The following is a 2,116-nucleotide window of genomic DNA, read 5'->3' as shown; positions in this document are numbered from 1 at the left end:
TGGGGGCGTGGGCGACGAGGAGAGCTTCGCGGCCACCTCCCTGCCGACCCTGGTGCAGATGATCGGCTCGGGCCTGGGCGTCTCGTTCCTGCCGGCCATGGCGGTGCAGGCGGGGCTGACCGACCACGCGGCCGTGACCGTTCGACCGCTGGCCACCGAACATCCCAGCCGCGAGATCGTCGTGGCCTGGCGCGCCGGCTCGAGCCGCGCGGTGGAGGGACGCCTGTTGGCCGAAACCCTGCGCGAGGCGGTCTAGCTAGCGAACGCCCAGCTTCAAGCGGGCCGCCGCGTCGACCCGGTCCACGCCCTTCAGCGTGTCGCCCGTGGCCTCCAGCATGGCGCTGAACACCTTCAGGTCGGCGGTGGTGATCTTGCGGACGTTGCGCTCGCGCGACCATTCCAGGCCGATCAACTGGCCCAGCCGGCAGGCCTTGGGCAGCAGCGCGCCCCGTTCGCTGGCGCCGCCCTTGACCAGCAGCTTGCCGACGATCTCGTTCCAGTTCGGCCCGCCCGGCACGCACAGCGTCAGGTGATCGCAGGTTCCGGTCCAGAAGCGCTTGTACCAGCGCTCGTGCTCGGCCGTGTCGTAGCGGTTGGCGGCCGGGGCGACCGCGCCCTGGCAGTCGGGGCGGACGTAGCTTTGGGCCTGGGCGCTTCCGGAGAACAACAGGGCCACGGCCAGGACGGCGGCCGGGACCCTTCTAGACCACATGGGAGATCGGTCCGTCCGGACGGCCTTCGACGAACTGCCGGACGTAGGGATTGTCGGTGGTGCGCAGCGCCGAGGCCGGGCCCCGCCAGACGATCTTTCCCCCGTGCAGCATGGCGATCTCGTCGCCGATCGTCTGGGCCGAGGCCAGGTCGTGGGTGATCGAGATCGCGGTCGAGCCGAGGCGCCGGACCTGGTCGGAGATCAGCTGGTTGATCGCCGCGGCGGTGATGGGATCAAGGCCCGTGGTCGGCTCGTCGAAGAACAGGATCTCCGGCTGGGCGACCACGGCGCGGGCCAGGCCGGCGCGTTTTTGCATGCCGCCCGAAAGCTCCGACGGAAAGCGGTCGGCGACCGCGGGATCCAGCCGCACCTGCTCCAGGGCCTCGATCGCGCGCTCGCGGGCCTGCTTGCGCGGCACGCCGTCGGCGTTGATCAGGCGGAAGGCGACGTTCTCCCAGACGGTCAGGCTGTCGAACAGGGCCGCGCCCTGGAACAGCACCCCGATGCGCGAAAACAGCTTGCGGCGCTGGCGTTCGGAGAGGCCGACGACGTTCTGGCCGTCCATCTCGATCTGGCCGCCCTCGGGCCGCATCAGGCCCAGCGCCGTCTTGATGGTCACGGACTTGCCCTGGCCCGAGCCGCCGATGATCACCAGCGACGTGCCAGGCGCGACCGAAAGGTCCAGGCCGTCCAGAACCGCCCGGTCGCCGAAGCGCTTGGTCACGCCCTTCCAGGCGAGTTTGGGGATCTCTGTCATGAGGTGTGGGTGAAGAAGGTGGTCAGGAGGTAGTCGGACGCGAAGATCAGGATCGCCGAGGAGACCACCGCGTGGGTCGTGGCCCGCCCGACGCCGCGCGCGCCGCCCTTGGCGTTGTAGCCGTGGTAGCAGCCCATCAGCGCCACGATGAAGCCGAACACCGCCGCCTTGATCAGGCCCGAGACGACGTCCCAGCTTTCAAGGAAGTCCATGGTGTTGCGGATGTAGACGGTCGGGTTGAACTCCAGCACCCGCGTGGCCACCAGCCAGCCGCCCGCGACGCCGATGGTGTCGGCCACGGCGGTCAGCAGGGGCAGCATCAGCACGCCGGCCAGCAGGCGCGGCCCGACCAGGTAGCGGAACGGGTCGGTCGACAGGGTGCGCATGGCGTCGATCTGCTCGGTGGCGCGCATGGCGCCGATCTCGGCGGCGATCGCGGCCGAGACGCGGCCGGCCAGCATCAGCGCCGCCAGGACGGGCCCGAGCTCGCGCGTGATGCCCAGGGCCACGATCTGCGGCATGACCTGTTCGGCGTTGAAGCGGCCGCCGCCGGTGAAGATGTTCAGGGCCAGGGCCGCGCCGGTGAAGACGGCGGTCAGGCCCACGACCGGCAGCGAGAAGAAGCCGATGGCCATCAGCTGGCGCAG

General features: G+C 70.4%; 4 protein-coding genes. 1 reads left to right on the top strand and 3 read right to left on the bottom strand.

Annotated features, from left to right (window positions below; genetic code table 11):
* A partial coding sequence (locus VJ655_RS06170) for a LysR substrate-binding domain-containing protein (RefSeq protein ID WP_324110190.1) occupies nucleotides 1–256 on the top strand: 256 nt, incomplete at its 5' end.
* On the opposite strand, the gene VJ655_RS06165 is transcribed toward VJ655_RS06170, so the two are convergent.
* The 3 genes from VJ655_RS06165 to VJ655_RS06155 form a co-directional block, all read right to left on the bottom strand.
* Entirely contained in the window at nucleotides 257–712 is a 456-nt protein-coding gene (locus tag VJ655_RS06165) for a hypothetical protein (RefSeq protein WP_324110189.1), read from the bottom strand.
* A complete protein-coding gene (locus VJ655_RS06160) occupies nucleotides 702–1,469 on the bottom strand; it encodes an ABC transporter ATP-binding protein (RefSeq protein WP_324110188.1) in 768 nt (255 codons plus the stop codon). The genes VJ655_RS06165 and VJ655_RS06160 overlap by 11 nt, the downstream gene beginning before the upstream one ends.
* The coding region (locus VJ655_RS06155; protein ID WP_324110187.1) for an ABC transporter permease at nucleotides 1,466–2,116 on the bottom strand (651 nt) is incomplete at its 5' end. The genes VJ655_RS06160 and VJ655_RS06155, both read right to left, overlap by 4 nt.

The sequence above is a fragment of the Caulobacter sp. genome (assembly GCF_035254145.1).
In the GTDB taxonomy this organism is placed as follows: Bacteria; Pseudomonadota; Alphaproteobacteria; order Caulobacterales; family Caulobacteraceae; genus Caulobacter.
This window is presented reverse-complemented; position numbering and strand designations above follow the sequence as displayed.

Coding starts and splice junctions, on each gene's coding strand:
- VJ655_RS06165 (WP_324110189.1), bottom strand. CDS start 712: ATGTGGTCTAGAAGGGTCCCGGCCGCCGTCCTGGCCGTGGCCCTGTTG.
- VJ655_RS06160 (WP_324110188.1), bottom strand. CDS start 1,469: ATGACAGAGATCCCCAAACTCGCCTGGAAGGGCGTGACCAAGCGCTTC.